Source organism: Pseudomonas sp. IT-P4, from assembly GCF_949767755.1.
Lineage (GTDB): Bacteria > Pseudomonadota > Gammaproteobacteria > Pseudomonadales > Pseudomonadaceae > Aquipseudomonas > Aquipseudomonas monachiensis.
On record NZ_CATKPX010000023.1, the window covers coordinates 133,096 to 157,104 of the forward strand.

General features: G+C 60.9%; 22 protein-coding genes. 11 read left to right on the forward strand and 11 right to left on the reverse strand.

The window, feature by feature from the left end; all coding sequences use genetic code 11:
* The first annotated feature begins 105 nt into the window (after positions 1-105).
* A complete protein-coding gene (locus tag ACM6IT_RS07120) occupies positions 106-1,302 on the forward strand; it encodes a DUF3142 domain-containing protein (protein ID WP_414917747.1) in 1,197 nt (398 codons plus the stop codon).
* Positions 1,289-3,403, forward strand: coding sequence for a hypothetical protein (locus ACM6IT_RS07125; RefSeq protein ID WP_414917748.1), 2,115 nt, complete (start codon positions 1,289-1,291; stop codon positions 3,401-3,403). Before ACM6IT_RS07120 ends, ACM6IT_RS07125 begins: the two co-directional genes overlap by 14 nt.
* A 3-nt stretch (positions 3,404-3,406) precedes the next feature.
* Here ACM6IT_RS07125 and ACM6IT_RS07130 read toward each other — a convergent pair whose 3' ends face one another.
* Entirely contained in the window at positions 3,407-4,036 is a 630-nt protein-coding gene (locus ACM6IT_RS07130; RefSeq protein ID WP_414917749.1) for a LysE family translocator, read from the reverse strand.
* 145 nt (positions 4,037-4,181) lie between these two features.
* Here ACM6IT_RS07130 and ACM6IT_RS07135 point away from each other — a divergent pair, with 145 nt between their 5' ends.
* The gene (locus ACM6IT_RS07135; RefSeq protein ID WP_008045644.1) at positions 4,182-4,655 is read left to right on the forward strand and encodes an Lrp/AsnC family transcriptional regulator; all 474 of its coding nucleotides are present in this window, start codon (positions 4,182-4,184) and stop codon (positions 4,653-4,655) included.
* A gap of 99 nt (positions 4,656-4,754) precedes the next feature.
* Here ACM6IT_RS07135 and lpdA read toward each other — a convergent pair whose 3' ends face one another.
* Positions 4,755-6,155: a dihydrolipoyl dehydrogenase gene (gene lpdA / locus ACM6IT_RS07140; RefSeq protein ID WP_414917750.1), complete on the reverse strand. Its 1,401-nt coding sequence runs from the start codon at positions 6,153-6,155 to the stop codon at positions 4,755-4,757.
* 209 nt (positions 6,156-6,364) lie between these two features.
* Between lpdA and hflK (ACM6IT_RS07145) the strand changes: the two genes are divergently transcribed.
* From hflK (ACM6IT_RS07145) to cfaB, 5 genes are all read left to right on the forward strand, one after another.
* Complete coding sequence (hflK, locus tag ACM6IT_RS07145; protein ID WP_414917751.1) at positions 6,365-8,323, forward strand: protease modulator HflK; 1,959 nt, start codon at positions 6,365-6,367, stop codon at positions 8,321-8,323.
* A complete protein-coding gene (hflC, locus tag ACM6IT_RS07150) occupies positions 8,320-9,360 on the forward strand; it encodes a protease modulator HflC (RefSeq protein ID WP_414917752.1) in 1,041 nt (346 codons plus the stop codon). Before hflK (ACM6IT_RS07145) ends, hflC begins: the two co-directional genes overlap by 4 nt.
* Entirely contained in the window at positions 9,357-10,415 is a 1,059-nt protein-coding gene (hflK, locus tag ACM6IT_RS07155; protein ID WP_056726792.1) for a protease modulator HflK, read from the forward strand. Before hflC ends, hflK (ACM6IT_RS07155) begins: the two co-directional genes overlap by 4 nt.
* Positions 10,412-12,322, forward strand: a complete 1,911-nt coding sequence (locus tag ACM6IT_RS07160; RefSeq protein WP_414917753.1) for a heavy metal translocating P-type ATPase — start codon at positions 10,412-10,414, stop codon at positions 12,320-12,322. The genes hflK (ACM6IT_RS07155) and ACM6IT_RS07160 overlap by 4 nt, the downstream gene beginning before the upstream one ends.
* A 218-nt stretch (positions 12,323-12,540) precedes the next feature.
* Positions 12,541-13,725 carry a C17 cyclopropane fatty acid synthase CfaB gene (gene cfaB, locus ACM6IT_RS07165; RefSeq protein WP_414913576.1) on the forward strand — a complete coding sequence of 395 codons (1,185 nt, stop codon included), beginning with the start codon at positions 12,541-12,543 and terminating at the stop codon, positions 13,723-13,725.
* Here cfaB and cls read toward each other — a convergent pair.
* Positions 13,722-15,161, reverse strand: a complete 1,440-nt coding sequence (cls, locus tag ACM6IT_RS07170; RefSeq protein ID WP_056726795.1) for a cardiolipin synthase — start codon at positions 15,159-15,161, stop codon at positions 13,722-13,724. The genes cfaB and cls overlap by 4 nt on opposite strands.
* A gap of 132 nt (positions 15,162-15,293) precedes the next feature.
* On the opposite strand from cls, the gene ACM6IT_RS07175 reads away from it, so the two are divergent.
* Positions 15,294-15,815 (forward strand): DUF3617 domain-containing protein, encoded by a 522-nt coding sequence (locus tag ACM6IT_RS07175; protein WP_056726796.1) that lies wholly within the window; start codon positions 15,294-15,296, stop codon positions 15,813-15,815.
* Between the two features lie 78 nt (positions 15,816-15,893).
* Here the strand turns inward: ACM6IT_RS07175 and ACM6IT_RS07180 are convergent, their stop codons facing one another.
* From ACM6IT_RS07180 to ACM6IT_RS07210, 7 genes are all read right to left on the reverse strand, one after another.
* On the reverse strand, positions 15,894-16,772 hold the full coding sequence (locus ACM6IT_RS07180; protein WP_414913575.1) for a His/Gly/Thr/Pro-type tRNA ligase C-terminal domain-containing protein: 879 nt from the start codon (positions 16,770-16,772) through the stop codon (positions 15,894-15,896).
* Positions 16,773-16,892: 120 nt separating this feature from the next.
* The gene (locus tag ACM6IT_RS07185; protein ID WP_056726798.1) at positions 16,893-17,453 is read right to left on the reverse strand and encodes a carbonate dehydratase; all 561 of its coding nucleotides are present in this window, start codon (positions 17,451-17,453) and stop codon (positions 16,893-16,895) included.
* On the reverse strand, positions 17,450-18,325 hold the full coding sequence (locus tag ACM6IT_RS07190; protein ID WP_414913574.1) for a metal ABC transporter substrate-binding protein: 876 nt from the start codon (positions 18,323-18,325) through the stop codon (positions 17,450-17,452). Before ACM6IT_RS07190 ends, ACM6IT_RS07185 begins: the two co-directional genes overlap by 4 nt.
* An 11-nt stretch (positions 18,326-18,336) precedes the next feature.
* A complete protein-coding gene (locus tag ACM6IT_RS07195; protein ID WP_414917754.1) occupies positions 18,337-19,203 on the reverse strand; it encodes a metal ABC transporter permease in 867 nt (288 codons plus the stop codon).
* Positions 19,203-19,871, reverse strand: a complete 669-nt coding sequence (locus ACM6IT_RS07200; RefSeq protein ID WP_414917755.1) for a metal ABC transporter ATP-binding protein — start codon at positions 19,869-19,871, stop codon at positions 19,203-19,205. The genes ACM6IT_RS07195 and ACM6IT_RS07200 overlap by 1 nt, the downstream gene beginning before the upstream one ends.
* On the reverse strand, positions 19,868-20,764 hold the full coding sequence (gene folE2, locus ACM6IT_RS07205) for a GTP cyclohydrolase FolE2 (RefSeq protein WP_414913572.1): 897 nt from the start codon (positions 20,762-20,764) through the stop codon (positions 19,868-19,870). The genes ACM6IT_RS07200 and folE2 overlap by 4 nt, the downstream gene beginning before the upstream one ends.
* Before the next feature lie 145 nt (positions 20,765-20,909).
* Entirely contained in the window at positions 20,910-21,287 is a 378-nt protein-coding gene (locus tag ACM6IT_RS07210; protein ID WP_414913571.1) for a glutamine synthetase, read from the reverse strand.
* A 142-nt stretch (positions 21,288-21,429) separates the two neighbouring features.
* Between ACM6IT_RS07210 and zigA the strand changes: the two genes are divergently transcribed.
* Positions 21,430-22,635, forward strand: coding sequence for a zinc metallochaperone GTPase ZigA (gene zigA / locus ACM6IT_RS07215; RefSeq protein ID WP_414913570.1), 1,206 nt, complete (start codon positions 21,430-21,432; stop codon positions 22,633-22,635).
* A gap of 15 nt (positions 22,636-22,650) precedes the next feature.
* On the opposite strand, the gene ACM6IT_RS07220 is transcribed toward zigA, so the two are convergent.
* A complete protein-coding gene (locus tag ACM6IT_RS07220) occupies positions 22,651-23,007 on the reverse strand; it encodes an NADH:ubiquinone oxidoreductase (protein ID WP_414913569.1) in 357 nt (118 codons plus the stop codon).
* A 27-nt stretch (positions 23,008-23,034) separates the two neighbouring features.
* On the opposite strand from ACM6IT_RS07220, the gene ACM6IT_RS07225 reads away from it, so the two are divergent.
* Positions 23,035-24,006: a CobW family GTP-binding protein gene (locus ACM6IT_RS07225; RefSeq protein WP_056726804.1), complete on the forward strand. Its 972-nt coding sequence runs from the start codon at positions 23,035-23,037 to the stop codon at positions 24,004-24,006.
* Positions 24,007-24,009 lie beyond the last annotated feature (3 nt).

The following is a 24,009-nucleotide window of genomic DNA, read 5'->3' on the forward strand; positions in this document are numbered from 1 at the left end:
CATTGCAGGCGAACATTGCCCGCCGATCGATGGCTGGGTAGGGTAGTGAGCAGAACTAAAAAGGGCCGCAGAGGCCCTTTCTGCATTTCAGGAACAGGCGTTTCAATGGTTTTTTTCACTCGCTCGATGGTCTTTCTGATGGCGCTGGTGCTCACCACCGGTTGCGAAAGACAGGATGCTCCGCCGCTGGATCAACAGCTTTACGTCTGGCAGCGGCAGTGGACACCGGCCCACGACGCCGCCCTTCGGGACAGCCGCGCCGATTTTTCGACCCTGCGGGTGCTGGCCTTGCAGGCTTTCCCCAACGCCGGCTGGAGTCAGGCCCGGATTGATCCGGCACTGCTCAAGCGTGATGGTCGGCCGGTGATTGCGGTGATTCGCCTGGATGGGCAGCTCAAGGCGCTGGATCAGGATGAGATTACCGCGCAAATCCGGCAGGTGATCAGCGATTGGCAGGGGCAGGAGGTGAACCTCGCCGGCGTGGAAATCGACCACGATGCCGGTAACGCTCGGCTGCCGGCCTACCGCCAGTTTCTCGCGCAGTTGCGCGCAGCGCTGCCGACGTCGCTGCCCCTGAGCATCACCGCGTTGCCGTCCTGGCTCGACAGTCGCGAACTGCCGGCGTTGTTATCCACAGTCGACAGCAGCGTGTTGCAGGTGCACGCGGTGAGCGATCCGCGTCGTGGTTTGTTTGATGCCGATCAGGCCCGGCAATGGGCGAAGGCCTGGAGCCGAATCACGACAAAACCTTTCTATCTGGCGCTGCCAGCCTATGGCGTGGGGTTGCTGCCATCGGCGGGTGGCGCGCCCGTTGTGGAAAGCGAAGTCACGGTGGAGCGCGGAGGCCAGCGCCGGGAGTTGCTCGCCGATCCGCAGTCATTGCGCACCCTCGGTACCGAGCTGCGGGCCGATCCACCGAAACATCTGGCGGGCCTGATCTGGTTTCGCCTGCCATTGGCCAACGACCGTCGGGCCTGGAGCCTGACCACCTTGCGCGCCGTGGCGCGTGGAGATGTGCTCGACAGTCAGTTGGCGCTGAAACTCTCGGCCGACAATGGCCTCTATGACATCGGCATCAGCAACCAGGGCAACCTCGACCGCGCCTGGCCCGAACGCCTGACACTGGCGGTCAGCGGTTGTGAGGGAGCCGATGCCTTGGCCGGTTACGCGTTGCAACAGCGTCCGGATCTGCTTACCTTCACCCGCCTGCGCGATGGCCGAATATTGGCCGGCGGACAGCGTGCCATTGGTTGGGCTCGCTGCGCACACATTGATCAAGGAGGTTCGAATGTTCACCCGTAACTGGCCGCGTCATTTGCTTTGCCTGAGCCTAAGCCTGCCGCTGGGTTCGGCGCTGGCCTGCGGCCCGGACTTCCCCATGCGCCTGCTGGATAACCGTGGCCAGTCGTTGGCGGAACTGCCGGAAGGCAACTTCAGCTTCGAAATCAGCCGCCTCGGCCACGCCATCAACGGATTGAAGAACGTCACCGCCAACGTCGACTACTCGGATGAACCTGATGCTGTAGCGCTGCGGGATCAAGCCGAGCAGGCGGGACTTTCCGCTGAGCAACAGGTGTTGGTGAAACACCTGCGCAGCCTGACGGATGCCCATCAGGTTGAAACCGAAGGGGCGCAACTGCCGCCTGAGCTCAGATTGTATCTGGCCGGCGCTGTGGCTTTTGGCGCGGGTGATCCCGCCTTGGCCGCCGGGTATTTCAAGAAAGTACTGGCCTTGCCCGCCGAACAACGGGCTTCGCGCAGCACCTGGGCGGCTTACTCGTTGGGTCGCGCATTGTTCGCCATGAGCGCCGAAGCCAATGCGGCTCCGGGTCTGCTCGAACAATCCGCCAAGGCCTTCGAGCAAACCCGGCAACTGAGCATCGACGGTTTCAGCGACCCACTGGAACTGGGTGTCGCCAGCCTCGGTGAAGAAGCCCGGGTGGTACGCACCGCCGGCGACTGGAACCGCGCCATCGAGCTCTACGCCACGCAGAATCTGCACGGATCCGCAGTAGGTTACACCTCACTGAAACTGTTGATGGCGGACCTGATGACGCTGCCGGAGGATCAAGTAGCCGAGTTGCTCAAGGGCCAACCCGTGCAGCAATTGGTGACCGCGTCGCTGATCAGCCGGTTGGGTTGGTCGTTCGGCGATCAACCGCCCAACGAACAGAAAATGATCAAGCTGCTGCAAAACAGCACTCGTGGCAGTCTCGAAAACGCCGACCGCCTGGCAGCGATGAATTATCAACAGGGTGATTACGCCAGCGCCAAGGCTTTCCTCGAACATGCCGGCGATGGCGGATTGGCCTGGTGGTTGCGGGCCAAGCTGGCGGTGCGCGAGGGTGATAAGAGTGCGGCCGCCGCAGCCTATGCCAAAGCAGCCCAGGCCTTCCCGCAGAATGAATCCTGGGGCGAGCGCCGCACACCGGACTACGATTACGAAACGCTTCAGCCCAAATGCCGGGTCGAGGGTGAAAGTGCGATCCTGGCGCTGCAACGCGGGGATTACCTGCAGGCCTTCGATCAGCTGTATCGCAGCCAAAGCATTTACTGGTTCGACGCTGCCACCGTTGCCGAGCGCGTGTTGACCCTCGAAGAACTCAAGCACTACGTCGACACGCAGGTGCCGGCACCGCCGCCGCTCAGCCAGCAGGACCGCGACAATTATGTGCCCTTGCCGGTGGCGGCGAGCCTGCGCAATCTGCTGGGGCGACGTTTGTTGCGCGAGGGGCATTACGAGGAGGCGCCGGCGTACTTCGATAACGTCGATTTGCAGAACAAGGCCAAGTCATACGCAATATTACGCAAAGAGGCGGATTCTGCCTGGTGGCCCACGACTCGCGCTGCTGCGCTGTTTAACTCGGCCGGGGTCGCGCGCACGTGGGGAATGGAAATCCTCGGTTATGAAATGGCCCCGGATTACGCCACATTCGGCGGCAACTACAGTCTGGAAAGTACCGAACTCAAGGTCGGGCCGTTAGTAACCGTGGGCGAAGTGAAGCGCCAGCAGGCCAGCGTTGCTCAGCCCGATGAGCGTTATCACTATCGTTTTGTGGCCACGGCATTGGCCAGCCGTGCGGCCGACAATTTGCCTCACACCAGCCAGGCCTTTGCGGCAGTGCTGTGCGCGGCTGCAGGCTGGAACAGCAGTCTTGAAGAAGAAAACGCTTTCTACCAGCGCTATGTCAAAGAGGGGCCGTACGTGGATTGGGCGTTCAATTTCGGTCATCAATGCCCGTATCCCGACTTCCAGAACGCCGACAAGCGCTACGTGACCCAGGTTACCGATTCCGTGCGTTCAGCGCTGCGGCCGTACAAGAAGCCGTTGCAGTATGGCGGCGTGATTGTGGTCACGGCGGCGGCATTACTCCTGATCAATCGCCGCCGCAAGGCGCAGTGAGGTTCAAGCCTGTTGCACAAAGGTCAACCGTACGGCGAAACCGATCAACAGGCTACCGAACAACCATTGTTGCAGGCGCTGGGCTGAGGGGCTGCGTTGCAGCCAACGGCCGAGTGCCGCGCCGACCAGGGCGTATGCGCTGTCGAACAGCAAACCGACGCCGACCAGCACCACGCCCAAGGTCGCAAATTGCCCAAGTACCGGCCCGGCCTGTGGGTTGATGAATTGCGGCAGCAGCACCGAGCAGAACAAAAGTGCCTTGGGGTTGAGCAGGTTGGTCAGCAGTCCGCGTCGGATGGCCGTGCCCCAACGTGGTTTTTCGCCGGTGGTGTCGGCGCTGGTGAGGCTCGGCAGCATCGTGGTTCGCAGGCACTGAATGCCGATCCACAGCAGATACGTGGCGCCGGCCAGGCGCACCAGGTCGAAGGTCCATGGCGCGGCCTTGAACAGTGCCGCCAGCCCCAGCGCCGCCAATGCCACATGGCAACCCCGGGCGATGCCCAGTCCCACGGCCGTAGATAGCGCGGCGCCTTTGCCCTGACGGGCACCGGTCTGCAACAGCAGGATCATGTCGGGCCCCGGCAACAGATAGACCACTGCCAGCGCCATGAAAAACAGCCAGAGACCTTGCATGTTGCACCCCGTTCGTTGTCGATTTGGTCGTACCAGTCTAGGGCTGGAGGGCGGGGCAGGTGCTTGCGTTGTCAGCTTCTATCAGCTCGTGTATTGGCATAATCTGCCACTTAATCAAGCTTGAACCATCAGGATCTGCCAAACCATGAAACTGGACGCTTACGACCGCAAGATTCTCGCCGCGCTGCAACGGGACGGCCGCCTGAGCAATGTGCAACTGGCAGACGAGATCGGCCTGTCGGCATCGCCTTGCTTGCGCCGGGTGCGAATGCTTGAAGAGGCGGGGGTGATTCGCGGCTACCAGGCCAATCTGGATCGCGATGAAGTGGGGTTGGGGCTGACGGTGTTTGTCGGGGTCAAGGTCGAGCGTCACAACGATGAACAAGCCGAAGCCTTTCGCCTGGCGGTGACGGCATTGCCCGAGGTGATTTCGGCGTTTCTGGTGTCGGGGGAGTCGGATTTTCTGCTGCAGGTGGTGGTGCCGGACTTGCGTGCCTATGACCGCTTTCTCACCGGGCGTTTGCTGAAGCTGCCGGGGGTGAGCGACATTCGCAGCAACTTTGCGATTCATACGGTGAAGGCCCCGGGATCGTTGCCGCTGGAGCATTTGCCGCTCTGAACCGAGTCGTCTGCGTTCGTCGGAACGCCGCCCGGAGCGGGCTTGCTCCGGGCGGCGTTCCGACGAAGGCGGTGGCCCCGTCACCGCCAGTCCTTTGGATTACATCTGCGTCGCCATCCCTTCCACATCCATCGCCGCCTGACGCAAGGCCTCGGAGCGGGTCGGGTGTGGGTGGCAGGTCAGCGCGATGTCTTCGGCCGAGGCGCTGAACTCCATGGCCACGCAATATTCGCCAATCATTTCACTGACGCTCGGGCCAACCAGATGCACGCCCAGGACTTCGTCCGTGTGCTCATCGGCCAGCACTTTGGCGAAGCCTTCGGTTTCATGGTTGATCTTCGCCCGGCTGTTGGCGGTGAAGGGAAACTTGCCGACCTTGTACGCCCGGCCTTCAGCCTTGAGCTGCTCTTCGGTCTTGCCGACACTGGCCAGTTCCGGTTTGGTGTAGACCACACTGGGGATCAGGTTGTAATTGACCTCGCCCGCCTTGCCGACGATCTGCTCGACGCAGGCCATGGCTTCGTCCTCGGCCTTGTGGGCGAGCATGGGACCCGAGGTCACGTCGCCAATCACCCAGACCCCGGCGGCATCTGTGCGATGCCCTTTGTTGGCGAGCATGCCGCGCTTGTCCGTGGCGAGGCCGACGTTCTCCAGGCCCAGGCCCTGTGTATAAGGTCGGCGCCCGATGGCTACCAATACGTAATCCGCTTCCAGCAACTCGGCGGCACCGCCAGCGGCAGGCTCGATGCTGAGCTGAACGCCATTGGCGGAACTGGTGGCGCTGGTCACTTTTGAACTCAATTTGAAACTCAAGCCTTGCTTGCTCAGGGAGCGCTGCAGGGTTTTGCCGGCTTCGATGTCCACGCCGGGGCAGATCCGGTCGAGAAACTCGACCACCGTCACCTGCGCCCCAAGGCGGCGCCAGACCGAACCCAGTTCCAGGCCGATCACACCGGCGCCGATCACCACCAGGTGCTTGGGCACCTCGGTCAGTGCCAGGGCGCCTGTGGAATCGAGGATGCGTTTGTTATCGATGTCTACACCGGGCAGGGGCGTGGGCTCCGAACCGGTAGCGATGATGATGTCCTTGGCGCTCAGTACTGTCTTGCCGCCGGCGCTATCGGTCACCGTGACTTTGCCCGGCCCATCGATGTGGCCCCAGCCTCTGATCCAGTCGACCTTGTTCTTGCGAAAAAGAAATTCGATGCCCTTGGTCAGCCCGGTAACGCTTTCATTTTTTTGTTTCATCATCTGGGCGAGGTTGAGGCTGGGTTTGACGTTGATCCCCAGGTTGGCGAATTCCGCACCCATGGCCGCGTCGTACAGTTCGGAGGCATGCAGCAACGCCTTGGATGGCATGCAACCAACGTTCAGGCAGGTGCCGCCGAGTGTGGCGCGTCCTTCCACGCAGGCGGCCTTCAGACCCAGTTGTCCGGCGCGGATCGCCGCGTTGTAACCGCCGGGGCCACCGCCAAGTATCACGACGTCATAAGTGCTCATGGATGTACTCCTGGATCGAAAGGGGATGGGTAAAAGTAGTTCCTTGATAAAATTACGATCGTAATATGTGCGTTCGGCTGCATTTCGGTCAAGGCTTCAGCCAAGCGACAGGTTGGGCATCTTTAGATAGCGCGCTTGAATACGGAAATTTCACCATTTCCGTTATATCGTAACGAATGGCCCTGTAAGCGAAGACACTCTGGAGTGGTATGCAAGTCGATCTCGATGTTGATCAAGCGCCGTTAGCCGGGTTGCCGCGCTTTCAGCAGGCGTTCATTCAAGGGCGGCGTTTGCGCCAGTTCGCCATCGGTGCGGGCGTACTCGCGTCGGTGGGTGTGTTGCTGGCGCTGTTTGCCGGGCTGTTTTCGACGCAAACACTGTGGCCGGCGTTGCTGCTGAACCTGAGCGCGGCGTCTGTGGTGCTGATGGCCGGTTTGCAATCGGCCTGGTGGGTAACCCAGTGGCGTGCGCTGGCGATGAATCCCGAAGTGCCGGTGGTCGTTGTCGACGAGTCTGTCGCGCCTTCGGGGTGGTATGAGCGTTTGCTGGACCGGATCAGCCAGCAATCGCAGCACCTGCTGGGGCAAATCGGCGCGCCGACGCTGTGGCTTGGCGGCTGGGCATTGTTGGCGCTATTGGGCGTGGAACAGGCCTGGAACCTCGCGTTGCCTCCGGCAGCGCTGGGCCTGTCGGCCACTGTCGGGGCAGCGTGCACCTTACTGTTGGCATTCGGCCTGTTGGTGATGGAGCGCCATCTGGCTCAGGAAAACACCGCGCAATGGCCTGAAGCCGCTGCGTTGGCGCAATTGACTCGTGTGGCGATCATCAGCCTGGTGCTCGGTGCTTTTTGTCTGTTGTTTGCCGATGAAACCTCGGTATGGCCTGTACGCCTGGCGGTGTTGATCGGACTGCTGCCGGGGCTGGTGGCGGCAGAACTGTTGCTGCGCGCGGTGTTGTCACTGTTCAGCCCGCGCCGGGACCGCCTTGAGCCGGAGCTGTTGGCGCGCAGTTTTGTCGCCGACATGCTGCGCTGGCCACCACAGCCATTGCTGGCGTTGCAGCACGAATTGCATAACCGCTTCGGCATCGACCTGCGACAGATCTGGGCCTTCACTTACATGCGTCGGGCGTTCCTACCGGTGTTGGCGGTGGTGTCGCTGGTTGGCTGGTCGCTGACCGGCATTCACGAGATTGCCCTGCAAGGGCGTGGCATCTACGAGCGATTCGGCAAGCCAGTGGAGGTGTTCGGCCCAGGTTTGCACATGGGTCTACCTTGGCCATTGGGCCGGGTGTTGAGCGTCGAGAATGGCGTGGTTCACGAGTTGGCTACCAGTGTTGGAGAAACCACGGCCCCTGCTCAGGCAGACCCTGCGGAAGGCCCGGCCCCGACAATCGCCAATCGCCTCTGGGACGCCAGCCATGTGAACGATAAATCCCAGGTGATCGCCAGCAGCCGAGCCGACAAGCAGAGCTTTCAGATCGTCAACATGGACGTGAGATTCGTCTATCGCATCGGGCTGAGCGATCAGGCGGCATTGGCCGCAACCTATAACAGTGCCGATGTGCCGATGTTGATTCGCAGCACCGCCAGCCGAATCCTGGTTCACGACTTCGCCTCGCGCACACTCGACGGTTTGCTTGGCGAGGACAGGGTAGGGCTGGCCGAAGAAATTGGCCGCGCCGTCCAGGCTGACTTGCAAAAACTCGACAGCGGCGTGGAAATTCTCGCCACGGTGGTCGAGGCGATTCATCCTCCGGCCGGTGCAGCCAATGCCTATCACGGCGTGCAAGCGGCGCAGATTGGCGCGCAAGCCTTGATCGCCCGAGAACACGGCGCCGCTGCCGAGGCCATCAATCAGGCTCAGTTGCAGGCCAGTATTGCCCACGATCAGGCGACGGCCAGCGCCCGAGAAAACAATGCTGGTGCCGAGGCCGCGAACCTGAAATTCAACGCTGAGCAAAAGGCCTATGCCAGCGCTGGCCAGGCCTTCTTGCTGGAGCAGTATTTCAGTCAGTTGTCCCAGGGTTTGGCCAACGCCAAGTTGCTGGTGCTCGATCATCGTCTAGGCGGCAGCAGCAACGCGCCGACCATCGACCTCCGTACTTTCACGCTGCCGGTTGACCCTGCGCCGTCGCGTAAAACCGCTCAGCCAGGAGCTGCCAATTGAGCCAGTCCCATACGCACGATCACGATGACCACGCCGGACACGATCACGGTCATGGCGGGCATCACCACCACGGCCATCACCATCACCACGGCGATTCCCAGGAGGCTGGTCCATTCCCATGGCGTCGGATGGGGTGGGCGGCATTGCTGGTGGCGTTTGCGGTCGCCGCTGCAAGCCTGGTGCAGGTGCGTTCGGGGGAAGCCACAGTGATCACACGCTTCGGCAATCCATCGCGAGTCTTGCTGGAGCCCGGCCTGGGTTGGCGCTGGCCGGCACCGTTCGAGGCGGCAATCCCGGTGGATCTAAGGCTGCGCACCACGTCCAGCGGTTTGCAGGATGTCGGCACCCGGGACGGTTTGCGCATCATTGTTCAGGCCTACGTGGCTTGGCAGGTGCAGGGCGATCCGGACAATGTGCAACGTTTCATGCGCGCGGTGCAGAACCAGCCTGATGAAGCCGCGCGGCAGATTCGTACCTTTGTCGGCTCCGCACTGGAAACCACTGCCAGCAGTTTTGATCTGGCGAGCCTGGTCAATACCGATGCCAGCCAAGTGCGCATCGCCGATTTCGAAACACAACTGCGCAAGCAAATCGATCAGCAGCTGCTCACCACGTATGGCGTGCGCGTGTTGCAGGTCGGCATCGAACGATTGACGCTGCCTTCGGTGACGCTCACTGCGACGGTCGACCGGATGCGCGCCGAGCGTGAAACCATCGCCACTGAGCGCACGGCCATCGGCAAGCGCGAGGCCGCGCAAATTCGTTCCGCCGCCGAGCGCGATGCGCGAATTGTGCAGGCTGATGCCACCGTGAAAGCGGCAGATATCGAAGCGCAATCGCGGGTGGAAGCGGCGCAGATTTACGGTCGCGCCTACGCGGGGTCGCCGCAGCTCTACAACCTGCTGCGCTCGCTCGACACTTTGGGCACGGTGGTGACGCCTGGGACCAAGCTGATTTTGCGCACCGACGCCGCACCGTTCCGGGTGTTGGTTGACGGTCCGCCAAGCTTCGACAACAAATCCGGATCGCAGCCATGAGTTTGGTTCCACGTGGAACAAATGAGTTGAGCAGCCCTTGGATTCAGGCCGGGCGCTTGGCGTTTCTGGCCTTGTATGCGGTAACGGTGTTGGCGGCATTGGCGTGGGCGTTTTCCAATGTGCGGCAGATCGACCCGCAGAATCGCGCAGTGGTTTTGCATTTCGGCGCGCTGGATCGCATTCAGAATGCCGGGCTGTTGTTGGCCTGGCCGCAACCGTTCGAGCAGGTGATTTTGTTGCCAGCGGCGGATCGGGTGATCGAGCGTCGGGTGGAAGGTTTGTTGCGCAGTGGTGCCGCGATGCAGGCAGATCGCGTGGCCAGTTTTGCCACGCCCATCAGCGATGCCCTCGCAGGCTCCGGCTATCTGCTAACGGGTGATGCCGGTGTCGTGCAACTCGATGTGCGGGTTTTCTACAAAGTCACCGAACCTTACGCCTTTGTGCTTCAAGGCGAACATGTGTTGCCCGCATTGGATCGCTTGGTCACCCGTAGCGCTGTGGCACTCAGCGCCGCACGGGATCTGGACACTATCCTGGTCGCTCGCCCGGAATTGATCGGCGCTGACAGTCAGGCGGCGGAGCGACGCGAGCGCTTACGAGGCGATCTGGTACAGGGCATCAATCAACGGCTGGCCGAACTCACCGCGACGGGGCAGGGACTGGGGATCGAAGTGGCGCGGGTCGATGTGCAATCGAGTCTGCCAAGCCCGGCGGTCAATGCCTTCAATGCGGTACTCACAGCGAGTCAGCAGGCCGACAAAGCCGTGGCCAATGCGCGTACCGAAGCCGAAAAGCTGACGCAAACCGCCAACGAGCAAGCCGACAGAACACTGCAAGTCGCCCATGCCCAGGCCAGTGAGCGATTGGCCAAAGCATCCACCGACACGGCCACGGTATTGAGCCTGGCCAAGGCGCAACAACAGGGCACTGACCCGCAAATGCTGCTGCGCATCTATCGCGAGCGGATGCCGAAAATTCTTGGTCAGGCCGGTTCGGTCACGACGGTCGATCCCAAAGACGATTCCCGCCTGATCATTCAGGGAGCTGCACAATGACTGCTCAAATCGCCGCTGCACCGAGCCTGTTGTCTTCGGCAGAACAGCGCCGCGCCGCGCGCCAGTTGACCCTGGCCATGCTTGCATTGGGCCTGCTCGCGCTGGGCTTGATCTGGCGTTGGCTGGCGCCGGAACAGACCGGCGTCAGCCAACTGCTGCTGGGTTTTGCCTCGTTGTTGGTCGCCGTGCCGGTCATGCGCTCGGCCTGGTACAGCCTGCGCTATCCAAGCTTGCATGGCATCACCGATCAATTGATCGCGCTGGCCATGCTGGGTGCCTGGGCCACCGGGGATCTGCTGACGGCGGCTCTGTTGCCGATCATCATGATCTTCGGTCACGTGCTGGAGGAGCGCAGCGTGATCGGTTCCCAGGAGGCGATTCACGCCCTCGGCAAACTGACCCGCAGTCACGCGCGCAAGGTTCAGGCGGACGGCTCCGTCATCGAAGTCGACAACGGCACGCTCAAGGCCGGCGATCTGATTGAGGTCCGCGCGGGGGACCGGGTGCCGGCGGATGGTCGGGTACTGTCCGGTCAGGCCAGTCTGGACACCGCCTCCATTACTGGCGAATCGGTACCGATGGAGGCGGGCGTCGGCATGTCGGTGTTCGGTGGCGCGATCAACCTCGACGGTTTGCTGCGGATCGAGGTGACCCGCACCGGCCAGGAGTCGACCCTCGGCAAAGTCATCGCCCTGATGCAAAACGCCGAGCGCTCGAAACCGCCGATCACTCGTCTGCTGGAGCGTTACGCCGGCAGCTATATGGTGCTGGTGTTGCTGTTGGCGGCGGTGACCTGGTTCATCACCAACAACGCTCAAGCGATGCTCGCGGTGTTGGTGGCGGCCTGTCCTTGTGCGCTGGTGTTGTCGGCACCGGCGACGGCGATTGCCGGGGTGGCGGTAGCGGCACGCCACGGGATTCTGATCCGCAGTTCTGCGTTCCTCGAAGAGTTGGCGGACCTGACTTCGCTGGTGGTCGACAAGACCGGAACGCTGACCTTCGGCACCTTGCGCCTGCAATCCATCGACAGCCCGCTGGAGGATCGCAGCCATGTCCTCACGCTCGCTGCCAGCCTCGGTTCGGCCAGCAGTCACCCGGTCAGTCGTGCGCTCGCGGGGTTGGTGACCCAGGAGCATTTCCTGCTGCTTTCCAACATTCATGAGCGCCAGGGCCTGGGCGTGGTGGCAATGACCGGGCAGGGCGAAGCGGCGCTCGGCCGGCCGGAGTTGTTTGCGCAACTGGGCATCAGCACAACATCCGTTCCCGATCATGACGGTCCGATTGCCGGGCTGGCGCTCAACGGTGAATTCCTCGCCTGGCTGTTGTTGGCCGACAGCGTCAAGCCCGAGGCGCAGTTTGCCCTGGGTGAGTTGCGCGACCTCGGATTGGGCCGCCAGTTGTTGCTTACCGGTGACCGCCACAGTGTCGCGCAAACGCTCGCCCGGAATGTCGGGATCAGCGATGTCGAAGCGCAAGCCCTACCCGAAGACAAGCTGAACCGCGTGCTCAAGGAAATCGACAGTGGCTTCCGGCCGATGGTGGTCGGAGATGGCATCAACGACTCCCTGGCCCTCAAGGCTGGCGTGGTGGGTGTGGCCATGGGCGCGGGCGGTGCGGACATCGCCCTGGCATCGGCGGACATCGTGCTGATCGGCAGTGACCTGCGCCGCCTCGGCACCTGCGTGCGCCTGAGTCGTCAGTGCCGCCAGACATTACAGGTGAATGTGGTCATCGGTCTGGGCTGGACCCTGGCTATCGTGGCCTTCGCCGCGTTTGGCTGGCTCGGCGCTGCCGGGGCGATGGTTGCGGCGCTGCTGCATAACCTCAGCACCTTGCTGGTGTTGGGCAACGCCGGTCGTTTGCTGCGGTTTCAGGAGCCGTTGCTCAAGCTCAAGGACGAAGCCTGAATGCGAATGCTCTAAACCGGGTGATCACGGTGCTTAATCTTTTTTAGAACTGTGCGCCCGGTTCGTAGTCATTGGAAATGAGGGCACATCTTTTTGTGCGTTCGCGGCGGCAGGTGTGGGCTTCGCGAATCATTGAAAACGGCTGTTAATTCGATAGCCAGCTATTTTTCAAAGATGGTCTACCCTCTGATCAGACGTCTGAAACAAGGGGAATTTCCATGCTCGCGCAACTTCCACCGGCCTTACAGAATCTGCAATTACCGCTTCGCCTGAGACTCTGGGATGGTCATGAACTCAATCTGGGACCGGCGCCCAGCGTCACGATTGTGGTCAAGGATCCACAAATGGTCACCCAGTTTACCCATCCAAGCCTGGACGCCCTCGGTGCTGCGTTTGTCGAAGGCAAACTGGAACTCGAAGGCTCCATCAGCGAAGTGATCCGCGTCTGCGATGAATGGAGCCAGGCGTTGCTGGACGAAGACGACGACAACAAGCCTGTCCGTAGTGCCCATGACAAAGAGACTGACGCCAAGGCGATTTCCTACCACTACGACCTTTCCAACGCGTTCTATCAACTGTGGCTCGACAGCGATATGGCGTATTCCTGCGCTTACTTCGAGACCGGCAGCGAAAGCCTCGAGCAGGCCCAGCAAGCCAAGTTCCGTCATTTGTGCCGCAAGCTGCGCCTGCAGCCCGGCGAATATCTGCTGGATGTGGGTTGCGGGTGGGGCGGATTGGCGCGTTATGCGGCGCGGGAGTTTGGCGCGAAAGTGTTCGGTATCACCCTCAGCAAGGAGCAGTTGGCCCTGGCCCGGGAACGCGTAAAAGCGGAGGGCCTGGAGGATCTGGTCGAACTGCAACTGCTCGACTATCGCGATCTGCCGCAGGATGGCCGTTTCGACAAGGTTGTCAGCGTCGGCATGTTCGAACACGTCGGCCACGCCAATCTGGCGGAGTACTGCAAGACCCTGTTCGGTGCGGTGAAAGAGGGCGGTCTGGTGATGAATCACGGGATCACCGCCAAATACACCGATGGCCGTCCGGTGGGACGCGGTGCCGGCGAATTCATCGAGAAATACGTGTTCCCCAACGGCGAACTGCCGCACCTTTCAATGATATCTGCCGAGATCAGTGAGGCCGGGCTGGAGATCGTCGACGTCGAAAGCTTGCGCCTGCACTACGCACGCACGCTCGATCACTGGAGCGAGCGCCTGGAGGACAACCTCGAAGCGGCGTCCAAACTCGTACCGGAACAAGCCCTGCGTATCTGGCGGCTGTACCTGGCCGGTTGCGCTTACGCGTTTGCCCGGGGCTGGATCAACCTGCACCAGATTCTCGCGGTGAAGGCCCACGCCGATGGCAGTCATGAACTGCCATGGACCCGTGACGATATCTACCTCTAGAGAACCGGCGAAATAAGCCGGGCGACCCGCATGCCGACCTGCTGCAGGCGGTGGGTCTCCCGGCCTTCTCCTTTGGCGATTTCGTGGGCGTTGGCGAAATCATCGTTGAGCATCTGTTCCACCTCGGCGGCAAAGGCGCGGTCGACGGTCAGCAGCATCACTTCAAAATTCAGCCGGAACGACCGGTTGTCCAGGTTGGCGCTGCCGATGGCGCTGATTTCGCTGTCGATCAACACCACTTTCTGGTGCAGGAATCCGGGCTCGTAACGGAACACCCGCACACCGGCGCGCACGGCTTCGAAGGCGTAGAGGCTGGAGGCGGCGTAGACGATTCGGTGGTCGGGTCGAGACGGCAACAGCAGCCGTACATCCACACCCCGCAGCACCGCCAGGCGCAACGCTGCGAACACGGCTTCATCGGGGATGAAGTACGGGCTGGTGATCCAGACCCGTTCCGTCGCCGCATGGATCGCTTCGACAAAGAACAGAGAGCAGGTTTCGTAGGCGTCTGCCGGGCCGCTGGCGAGCAACTGGCACAGCACGCCGTCTTCCGGGTAAACCTCGGGCAGGATCAGTGGCGGCAGGGCATGAGCCACCCAGAACCAGTCTTCAGCGAAAGACTCCTGCATGCACGCCACCACTGGCCCGCGCACTTGCACGTGGGTATCGCGCCAGGGGGCCAGGGGCGGTTTTTCGCCCATGTATTCATCACCGACGTTGTGCCCGCCGACGAAGCCGAGAATGCCGTCTACGACCACTATCTTGCGATGGTTGCGGAAGTTCACCTGAAAGCGATTGAACCAGCCACTACGGGGGCCAAAAGCCTTGACCTCGACTCCGCCATCACGCAAAGCCTGCACGTACCCGTTGGGCAGGGAGTGGCTGCCGATTCGGTCATACAACAGGTAGATCGCCACGCCTTCGGCGGCTTTCTTCAACAGCAAAGTCTGCAGGAGTTGGCCTAGGCGGTCGTCGTGGACGATGAAAAACTGGATCAGCACGGCTTCTTTGGCCTGGCTGATGGCATCAAAAATGGCGTCGAATGTCGCCTGGCCGTTGATCAACAGCCGCGTCTGGTTATTGGCCAGGCAGGGCATGTGTCCGAGCTTGGGCATCGCTCTGAGTGAGGCGTAGGCAGAAGAAGCACGGGCGGTGAGGGCTTCTTCTACCCAGGGTCGCCAGTTGAGTTCGGAAACGGCCTTGCGCATCTCCTCGTTGGCCTGCCGCCGCGCCTTGATATAGCCATCAAAGGTGCTGCGGCCGAACATCAGGTACGGGATCAGCGTGAGGTAAGGGATGAAAAACAGCGACAGGGCCCAGGCGATCGAGCCTTGGGCGGTACGGACGGTCAACACAGCATGTATGGCCGCGATCATGCCCAGCGAGTGCAACAGGGCGATGGTATAACCGAAAATATGCGGTCCGAAATAATCCATGGGGGCTGCCTTGCTCCTGAAGATTCAGTGCTTAACAGACCATGTTCCGTGCAGAATGTCGCTAATTAATTCGCCCATGAACCGAAGCTTGCGGCTGACGTCTAACGGCCACTACTGATCAGGAGTTACTCGATGAACGTTCGTCTGCTGGGTTTGGCCATGGCACTGGGTTTGGCACTTCCTGTGGCGGCTCACGCGCAAATGCTGCAACCAGGATTGTGGGAGATGACCACGAGCAACATGAAGGTCGACGAGCAGAATATGCCGGACCTGCAATTGATCCTCGGCCAGATCCAGAGCCAGATGACCCCTGAGCAGCGCGCCCAACTGGAAAAGCAGGGCATCACCATGGGCGGAAAAGGGATCCGGGCGTGCCTGACCCCTGAGCAGGTCAAGACCGACAACATCCCGCTGACCGATCCGCAGTCTGGCTGCAAACAGGAAATCACCGACCGCTCCGGCAATCAGTGGAAATTCCGTTTCAGTTGCCCGAGAGCCCAGGGTGCCGGCGTGGCGACGTTCCTCAGTGATCGCGAATTCACCACCAAGGTCAACGGGACGTTCAACGCCACCGGCATTCAGCAGAAGGGCAGCCTCGAATCCCGCGCCGTCTGGTTGGGGCAGGATTGTGGCACTGTGAAGCCGAGAGCTTAAAAGCTTCGTCGGATCGCCGCCCGGAGCAAGCCCGCTTGCTCCGGGCGGCGATCCGACGAAGGCGTCCACCCAGCCTCCCTAGATCCCCGGCCGACTCAACCACTCACACGCCGCCTCGACAGCCATCCGGCCAAAATCCTCCCCCGTGCGGCTGCGCACACTGACAAACCCCCCAGCCTGTTCCTTTTCACCAACCACGACCAGGTACGGCACGGTCTGGCTGTGCTGGCGAATCTTGTAGCGGACTTTTTCGTTTCGCAGATCGGCCTTGGCGCGCACGCCTTTTTGGCGCAAGGACTCGGTCACCGCTTGGGCATAAGTCGCCTGGCGGTCATCCATGCTCACGACGACCACATGGGGTGGAACGCGCCAGTGTTGCAGTTCCTGATGGCTGGACCAGCAGGTGCCGTAGATCCGTTGCTGTAACGTGCCGCTGATGTGATCGAGGGCAAAGGCCTGCAAGACTTTGGTGGTGGGGACGTGCGGTCCGTGACTTTGGTACTCGGTGTCCCCCAGACGGTACAGCGGCACTGCTTCGCGCGCCGGCCGTCGACGGATCGAGTGATTGGTCGCTGCCAGTGACTGCATGCGCGCTTCGATGAGGGGCAGGTCTGCCGGGGTCAGCGGTTGCTCGACTGTGAACTCGTAAAAGAAACCGTCACCCAATTCCTTTCCCGCACGCATTTGCGCATGAGGGTGCAGTTGCTTGACCGCCATGGCCAGCATCAACGCGCAGGAGCGGCGCAGGATCTCCAGGCCATCCGGCTCCCGGGGCGTGACAATGCTGACGCGGGCATCCGCCTCGATCAGGTATTCGCAGTCCACCAATACACCATTGACTCGACCCGCTACGGCTGCGCTGGCCAGTTCGGGACCGATGCTGGCGGCCATCTCGTGCACGGACAGTGGCTGGTCGTATTCACGCAATGAACCATCGGGCAGGGTGATCTGGATCATGGTCGGCGTACTCACGTGCTTCTAACGAGCGTTATCGCATAAACCGTTGGGGTAAACATTAAGACGTTTGTCGTGCCAGGCAATTTGTCCTGACACGATGGCTGTTTTTGGCCACCCGCGTCAGAACTCGTTTTGCAGGGCTTTGTAGCCGCGCACCAGATCGACGTTGGTGCGCGCCACGTCTTCGGAAAACTCCGAGGCACTGACACTTACCGGCGGGTATTGCGAGAGGTCGGTGTTGGGGCCAATCCGCGTGGTGGAGGGCACGTAGAAGGCTTCAGGCAGGTCACGACCGTCCACCACCGAGTTGTGCCGCACCACGCAACCGTCACCGACCACACAGTTGAACAGTACGCTGTTGAAGCCGATGAACACTCGATTGCCCACGATGCAGGGACCATGCACGATCGAGCGGTGGGCGATGGAACTGAACTCGCCAATGGTCACCGCCGCACCGGATTTGGAATGGATCACCACGCCGTCCTGGATGTTCGAGTTGGCACCGATGGTGATCGGCTGCATGTCGCCTGAGTCATCGACTTCGTCTGCGCGGATCACCGCGTAGGGCCCGACGAACACGTTCTCGCCGATCACCACTTTGCCGCAGATGATCGCCGTCTTGTCGACGTAGGCCGACTCGGCAATCAGCGGTAAATCTCCGGAAGGGTTCTTGCGGATCATGGCTTGCTCAACGCGTTGTACAGGGTGTTGAGGTTGTACTCGAACAACCCGGTGAAGGTGCTGGCCGGACCGCTCGCCGCCAGGGCATCGGAGTACAGCGTGCCGCCGATCTGCGCGCCGCTTTCATCCGCGATCTGCTTGAGCAGGCGCGCGTCCTTGATGTTTTCCATGAACACCGCCTTGACCTTGGCTTGACGAATCTGGGTGATCAGTGCGGCCACTTCGGCGGCTGAAGGTTCGCGCTCGGTGGACAGGCCTTGAGGCGCCATGAACTCGATGCCGTAGGCTTGGCCGAGATAACCGAAGGCATCATGGGACGTGACGATCTTGCGGTTGCCCGGTGGCAGTGAACCGAGCTTGGCCTTGGCTTCGGCGAGCAGGGCATAGACCTGTTTCAGGTACACCTGGCTGTTGCGCTCATAGTCGGCGGCGTTCGCCGGGTCGGCGGCAATCAGCGCCTTGGTAATGTTGGCGATGTACAGTTCGGTGTTCGCCAGGTTATGCCAGGCGTGCGGATCAGGAACGGTTGCGCCGTCTTCATCCAGGCTACGCGGGATGACGCCGTGGCTTGCGCTGATGACTGGCACCCGGGTCTCTGTGCTCGTTACCAGGCGATCCAGCCAGGGCTCGAAACCCAGGCCGTTCTTGATGATGAGCCTGGCCTTGAGCAGCGCTTTGGCGTCGTCCGGTGTCGGCTCGTAGGTATGGGCATCCGCGTCCGGGCCGACCATGTTGGTGATCTGGATATGCTCCTTGCCGACCTGGCGGGTCATGTCGGCAAGGATGCTGAAGCTGGTGACCACCTGGAGTTTTTCGGCGGCAGACAGCGACATCGACACCATCAAGCTGAGCAGCACGAGTAAAGCGCGCATCGGGTAACACCTCATTGGGATGTGAGCAAAGGCGGGCGGCGCAGCAAGCCGTGCACCGGCCCGAACACCACGGACAGCAGATACCCGCCGCCGGCCACCAGCACGATTGCCGGGCCACTGGGCAGCGAGTAATAGAACGAGATCAATAAACCGAGCCACACCGAGAGGCTGCCGAGCAAGGCGGCGACGACGATCAGCACCGGCAGACGACGACTCCAGAAGCGCGCCGCGGCGGCAGGCAGCATCATCAGGCCGACCACCATCAACGCGCCGATCGCCTGGAAACCGATGACCAGATTCAACACCACCAGCGTCAGGAATACGCCGTGGGCCAAGGGGCCGAGTCGGCTGACCGTTTGCAGAAAAAGCGGGTCGAGGGTGTCGAGCAGTAGTGGTTTGTAGATCAATGCCATGGCCATCAGGCTCAGGCCCGAGATCCAAAGCATGCCGGTCAAGGTCGGGCCGTCGACCGCCAGCGCCGAGCCAAATAACAGGTGCAACAGGTCCAGGCGTTTGCCGGCGATGCCGAGAATCAGCACGCCACCGGCCAGGGAAATCGGGTAGATCGCCGCGAGGCTGGCGTCCTCTCGCAGGCCGGTTCGCCGTGTAATCCAGGCTGCAAGGCCGGCCATGCTCAGGCCGGCGCCGAGACCGCCGATGGTCAACGCCGGGAGGCTCAAGCCGGCAAACCAGAAGCCCAGGGCCGCACCGGGAAGGATGCCGTGGGCGACCGCATCGCCGATCAGGCTCATGCGCCTGAGGATCAGAAACACTCCAAGAGGCGCCGTACTGCACGCCAGGAGCAAACCGCCCAGCAGCGCCCGACGCATGAACACGAACTCGTGGAACGGTTGCCAAAGATGCGCGGCAGCGATCATCAGGCCACCTGCGTTTGTGGTGGTTGGCTGATCAGTTCGGTGCTCGGACCGTATACGCAACCGCTGCCTTTGATCTGCAACGTGTGTGGGATGTGCTCGCGGACAGCGGCGAGGTCATGGCACACGACCACCTGTGTCCGGCCTTCAAGGTGCCATTGGTGTATGTGCTTCCAAAGCAATGCCTGGCCGACTTCATCGAGGGCCGCGTGGGGTTCATCCAGCAACAGCAAGGGTGCATCGGTCAGGCTCAATCGGGCGAGCAGGGCGCGTTGCAATTCGCCGCCGGAGAGGGCCATCAACGGTCGATCTTCCAGACCGTTCAGGCACCAGTTTTCAAGGACGGTTTTCAGTCGTTGGCTACGGATCTCCGGTGACTGTTTGCTGCCCCAGAAACCGGCGGCAATCAATGCCTGAAGGCTGATCGGAAATTGCCTGTCCAGGTGTTGTTGCTGGGGCAGGAACGACACACTGCGCTTGAGTGGAACACTCAGTCGAACCTTTCCGGCCAACGGTTTTTGCAGGCCAGCGATGACCTTCAACAGGCTGCTTTTCCCGGAGCCGTTCGCACCGATGATGGCGGTCAGGCTGCCCTGCGACAGTTCGAGGTCCAGCGCTGGCGTGAGTGGATGCCCCGGTGCGCCCCAACGTAAAGCGTGGCAAGCAATCATGCGAGCTCCCAGTTGAAACGGCTTTCGGCTACAGCGTCATGGGCGTGCAGGCTTTCGGCGTGGGTCACACGAATATGGAAGGCATTGATACCTGTGGAGCGCTTCAGGGCCTGATTCAAACGGCGTGCGGCGTCCTCGCAGAACATCAGGTTCTGACCGTTGGCGAGGGCGAAGGCCTGTTCGTCGGCGCGCTTTACCGCTGTTTGAACGGCGGTGCCGAGTGCGGCTTCGGCGTCGTTGATGATGGCGATCAGAGGCAACTCGTCCAAAAAATCGGCCAACCGTACGCGCAACTTTGCGCTGCTGCGTTGGCTGTGGGGGGTAGCGACGATGCCGTTCGGGGAGCCGAGCCAGGCTAAAACGTCGGCGTGTTGCGGTGGCTTGTTGGCGAAATCATCGATGAACTGCTGCTGAATCAACTGTCGAGAAAGGGCTGCGGAACACGGGCAGGTTGAGGAATAAGGCACGTCGATTTTTAGTTCCACGTGGAACATTGCGTTTTTCAAGCGCGCTTCGATGGTCACTGGATAGCTTTTCCAGCCGGCCAATGGACTGATCAGCGCCGGCCTTTTCAGCAACAAATCGGCGTGAATGCTTAGGTGTGCGCTACTCGACAGCCCTTCATGACTATCAAGAAAGCGCTGCAAAACCCGCCGCAATAAAACCGGTGAAAGGTTTTCCTGCTCCAGCAATTCAAGCGCCAGATAGAGCCGTGACATATGAATGCCGCGCGCGTTGCCATCGTCGAGGCTAACGCCGGCATCGGCTTTTACGTTCAATCGTTGGCCATCAAAAAAAACGGGAAGAGCAATGCCGCACATGCCCACCCACTCGAGTGGAAGGGCTTGGCGTGAGGCCTGCGCGGCGATATCCGGCAGAGTCAGCGCATTCATGAGCAGGTCCATCGTGGGAGTTGATTTGTCATGTTATAGTATAACAATAAAATCGGCGATGCCTTTTTCATGAACGGACTTTCATCACGCGCAACCACCACATGCTCAGCCTGATTTCACGCCATCAACAGAAAAACAAAGAGGCCTAACAGCCAGCGATCCGGCTGCAAGTGAATCTGGCGCTGCTGCCTCCGGAGCTGGAAAACCGGTTGATCGTGGTCCAGCCGACGCGCCGGTTGTAGCCGACCCAGGCCTCACCATCGGAAGCGATACCGGTAAAAAACGTCAGCTGGCCGTAGCGGCTGTTGGTCTGCGCCCAATAGCGTTTTCCGGCCGTTTCGAAGCCCCGCAGATAAAGGGTGTTGCCGACGGTGTTGACGCTGTAGGCGTTGCCCTGCGCATCCACGCAGGCCAGCAGATTGGCGCTGCGGGTGCATTTGGCCAGGGTCGGGACCTGTGCCATCGCGTCGGCAGCCACCAGCAGGGAAAGCATGATCAATGCAGATTTAAGGGCGTTGCGCATGGGCTTTCTCGCGAGGGGAGCGGCGTTCAGCATCCTGTCCTTTGCACTGCCGGGCAAGAGGGGATGGTTTATTTGCATTGTTACAGTATAACATTATGTAGGCCCGACACAGCGACCGGGCATCCCTGTGAGGAATATGCAGATGTCCAATCGACTTCCCGTGACCGTTCTCTCCGGCTTTTTAGGTGCCGGAAAAAGTACACTTCTTAATTACATACTACGTAATCGCGATGGGTTGCGAGTTGCAGTCATCGTCAACGATATGAGCGAAATCAACGTCGATGGCACCGAAGTCCAGCGCGATGTCAGCCTGAATCGCGCTGAAGAACGGTTGGTCGAGATGAGCAACGGGTGTATTTGCTGTACGTTACGTGAAGACTTGCTTGAGGAGGTGAGTCAACTCGCCAGGGAGGGTCGCTTCGACTATCTGCTGATCGAGTCCACCGGTATTTCCGAACCGCTGCCAGTAGCGGAAACCTTCACCTTTCGCGATGAAAGCGGCCAAAGCCTCAACGACATCGCCCGTCTCGACACTATGGTCACGGTTGTCGATGGCATGAACTTCCTGATCGATTACCAGGCTGCCGAAAGCCTGGCTTCCCGAGGAGAAACCCTTGGGGAAGAAGACGAACGTTCGATTACCGATCTGTTGATCGAGCAGGTCGAGTTCGCCGATGTGATTTTGCTCAGCAAGATCGACTTGATCAGTAGCCACCAACGCGAGGAGCTGATCGCGATACTTGAGCGGCTCAACGCCCGGGCGGAGATCATTCCGATGGCGATGGGTGAAATCCCCTTGAACAAGATTCTCAACACCGGTCGTTTTGACTTCGAAAAGGCTGCCCAGGCACCGGGATGGCTGCAGGAACTGCGCGGCGAACACGTGCCGGAAACCGAGGAATACGGTATTGCTTCCAGTGCTTACCGGGCGCGCCGGCCGTTCCATCCGCAGCGTTTCTTCAACTTCATCGACGGTCCTTGGGATAACGGCAAGCTGCTGCGCTCCAAGGGCTTTTTCTGGCTGGCGAGCAAGCACATGGACGCCGGCAGCTGGTCTCAGGCCGGTGGTTTGATGCGCTATGGTTTTGCCGGGCGCTGGTGGCGCTTTGTACCGAAAAACCAATGGCCGCAGGACGAAGAAAGTACCGCCGGGATCATGAAAAACTGGACCGCCGACAGCGGAGACTGTCGCCAGGAACTGGTGTTCATCGGCCAAGACATCGACTTCACGCAACTCACGGCTGAGCTGGACGCATGCCTGCTGACCGATGAGGAAATGGCGCTGGGCGTAGAGGGTTGGCGTTTGCTGCCTGATCCATTCGGCCCTTGGTACGAAGAAGCCGCCTGATCCACTACTGGCGCTTCAAGGCTTGAGCCAGGTGCCCTGGCTCCGGGCCTCGCAGTATGGCTGCAGATACGCCGCGTCGGTGGCAACGCCGTAATAGTGAATATCCTGTCGGTAGGGCATATTGGCGACTTGGGCGTTGCTGCAGATACCAAATGCGCCGCCGGGGCATTGATCGACGTACTGCACATCGACTTTCTGTCCCGCCAGGTTTGGTTGGCAGAAACCATCGGCGAAGAGTTTTGGCGGGATGTTGCGGTTCTGCTGGCAAACCTGGACATCAAGCCGCTCGCCCTGGCTGTGAACCACACAAGCCTGGGCCAGCGCCTCGCCTGAAACGAGTGCCAGGAGCAACGACAAGCCGATCAACCGCATCCACCACCTCCTCAGAAATCATCAACCATGCTGCAGAATATCCCCACTCATGTCATTGCCGGCCCGTTGGGCGCCGGCAAGACCAGCCTGATCAAGCACCTGCTGGCCCAGCGCCCGGCTGGCGAGCGGTGGGCAGTATTGATCAACGAGTTTGGCCAGATCGGTCTCGACGCTGCGCTACTGACCCAGGACGCCGATGGTATCGCACTGGGGGAAGTGGCCGGGGGCTGCTTGTGTTGCGTCAACGGTGCACCGTTTCAGATTGGTCTTGGGCGCTTGTTGCGCAAGGCACAACCGGATCGGCTGTTCATAGAGCCCTCGGGACTGGGGCATCCGGCGCAGTTGCTCAGGCAATTGAACGAAGCGCCGTGGCAAGGCGTGTTGGCCGTCCAGCCTTGTGTGCTGGTGGTGGATGCCCAGGCGCTCGCCGCAGGCAAACCGCTGCCGGATGTTCAGCAGCAAGCGCTGGGCCATGCGGGACTGCTGCTGTTGAACAAGTCTGAAGGTCTCGAAGAAGACATCCGCCAGCGAATCGCCGGGCAATTGCCGCCGCTCCCCCTGTGCTGGACGCAACAGGCGGCTTTACCCTTGAGCGAGTTGCCGGGGTTGAATGCCAAAGCGCGGGCAGGTGTGGATAACTTCGTCGTGCCCAAGGGATTGGCGCAGCTGCCGGCAGTCTGGAGCGATCCCGCGTTGCCCATTTGCCTGCGTCAGGAACAGGACGGAGGCTGGAGCATCGGATGGCGTTGGCACCCAAGCCAGGTGTTTGATGCCGCTCTGGTTGGCCGGTGGCTTGAAAGCCTTGGCTGGAGGCGGGCGAAGCTGGTTATCCACAGTGCCAGCGGCTGGATCTCGGCGAACGCGGTGGATAACTCGGCGCTGGACTGGCAACCCAGTGAATGGCGGCAGGATTCGCGTATCGAGCTGATTTTCAGTGAAGCGCAGAATGCAGAACAGTTGCAGCGTGAGCTGGCTGCGTGCCGATCCGGATCGGGTTAACGG